The organism is Paeniroseomonas aquatica (assembly GCF_030409335.1).
Lineage (GTDB): Bacteria > Pseudomonadota > Alphaproteobacteria > Acetobacterales > Acetobacteraceae > Belnapia > Belnapia aquatica.
This window is the reverse complement of sequence record NZ_JAUFPN010000140.1, coordinates 1-1,807: the sequence shown is the minus strand read 5'-3', so window position 1 is coordinate 1,807 and position 1,807 is coordinate 1. Positions and strand designations below refer to the sequence as shown.

At 64.9% G+C, this 1,807-nt stretch carries 2 protein-coding genes and 1 pseudogene; all 3 read right to left on the bottom strand.

Annotated features, from left to right (window positions below; translation table 11 throughout):
- A partial coding sequence (locus QWZ14_RS12505; RefSeq protein WP_290317003.1) for an ABC transporter permease occupies positions 1 to 637 on the bottom strand: 637 nt, incomplete at its 3' end.
- Between the two features lie 391 nt (positions 638 to 1,028).
- Positions 1,029 to 1,409 (bottom strand): transposase, encoded by a 381-nt coding sequence (locus tag QWZ14_RS32095; RefSeq protein WP_456307239.1) that lies wholly within the window; start codon positions 1,407 to 1,409, stop codon positions 1,029 to 1,031.
- Positions 1,310 to 1,713, bottom strand: a pseudogene (locus QWZ14_RS32090) (transposase); the annotation flags it as partial. The gene QWZ14_RS32095 and the pseudogene QWZ14_RS32090, both read right to left, overlap by 100 nt.
- Between the last annotated feature and the right edge of the window lie 94 nt (positions 1,714 to 1,807).

The window sequence follows — 1,807 nt, the reverse complement described above, 5'->3', positions numbered from 1 at the left end:
GACGCTTGCTGTCGGCCTCACGAATTATCCAGGCTAGCACCGCGGCCGGCAGCGGCAGGTGTTTCATCAGGTCCCAAACCCGTGCCCAGGACCATTCCGCCTGGACGTAATCCGGCGAGAACAACCCGCCGACATTGAGCCCGAGATAGCGGAAGCCGAGATACATTAGGATCAGCGCCAGCAGGAAATTCGGTACCGCGAGCCCAATAAAGCCGAGCGTGGTGAAGACGTAGTCCGCCACCGAATACTGCCGCACCGCCGAATAGATGCCGATCGGCAGGGCGATGGCCCAGGTCAGGAACAGCGCCGCAAGCGAGACGACCATGGTCAGCCACAGCCTGTCGCCGATCACTTCCGTGACCGGTCTGCGCCAGACCATGGAGACGCCGAAATCACCCTGGAGCACACGCCCCATCCAGCGGGCGTACTGCACGACCACGGGCTGATCGAGCCCATAGTCGCGCCGCATCGCTTCCGCCTGCTCAGCCGAAACGCTGCTGCCGCTCGCCGTTAGGTTAGCGATATAAGCATCGATGAAATCACCTGGCGGCAAGCGGATGATGACAAAGGTCAGGATGGAGATGCAGATGCAGGTGACGAGCGCGAGCCCGAGCCGTTGCGACAGATAGATCAACATGCAAGCATGCACTGCCGTCGCGGCATATGACGCTCCTCCTCGGGTGGGCGCTTCGAGACAGCCCTTTCCAGCATGATTAGAGGCTGTCGGAGATGTGAGTGCAAGCCCTGCCGCTCAGGCTGCCCGCGCCACCACGTACCCTTCGAACGCCGCCAGCTTGCCAGATGCGGCGACCGCGGCCGTGTTGCAGGGATCGACAGGACGAACGCAGTAAGCTCAGCCCAGGCTGGGTTCAGGTGGAGCGGACGGAGGTCGGGTGTCCCAGCTCCAACATACGGTTCAGAGCATGGACGGCAACGTCCACCTCGGTCGCCCGACGCTGGTCCGTGCGGCTGCGCAGCCCATCACCCATCACCTGCTTGAACCTGCCGATGGTGGCTTCGACGCGGGCTCAGATGGTGTAGCCAGATGCTTTCTGCCAGGCCGCTCTTCCGTGCTCGGTGATGCGCTGCAAGTGGCAGTCCCGCTGCGCTGGTGCGGTTTCAGCCGTCTCGCTCGGCACGGCCGTGGATCGCGGCGGCACGATGATCAGCGCTTCTGGATGACGCTCGGTCACCGCAGCGGCAACGCCTTCCTGGTCGTAGGCGCCGTCCGCGGTGAGCGAGGCCACCGATGTCGTCACCTGGTCGAGCAAGGGGCCAACCTGGAAGCCGTCATCGACGTCGTTGGTGGTCAGCAGTGCTGCGACAATCTGGCCAGTCTCGGCGTCCATGCCGATGTGTAGCTTCCGCCAGGACCGGCGCGTTTTGGTGCCGTGTTCTCCAGCAGCCATTCGCCCGCGCCGCAGAGCTTCAGGCCGGTGCTGTCGACCAGCAGGTGGATGGCCTTGCCGCCCCTGCATGACCGCAGCCGGGACACCTCCAGCGTCCCGGCCCGGCGGCAAAGGGTGGTGTGGTCGGGCACCGCCAGAGCCAGTCCGAGAGGTTCAAGACGGGGCCGGTCAGCCCCTCCGTCTGGCGCAGGGCCAAGCGGAACATGGTCCGCAGGGTCAGCGCAGTCAGGATTGCTAGAGGGGAGTACCAGGGCTGCCCGCCCGGGGTCGTGCGCGGTGCTGCGCGCCACCCCTCGATCGCTTCGGCGCTGAACCACTGTCAGACTCCCGCGCTGGCGCAGGCTGGCGTCGTAAACGCACTAGAGCACTTTGAGGTTGCGCGGAATCGCGCGTTCTGA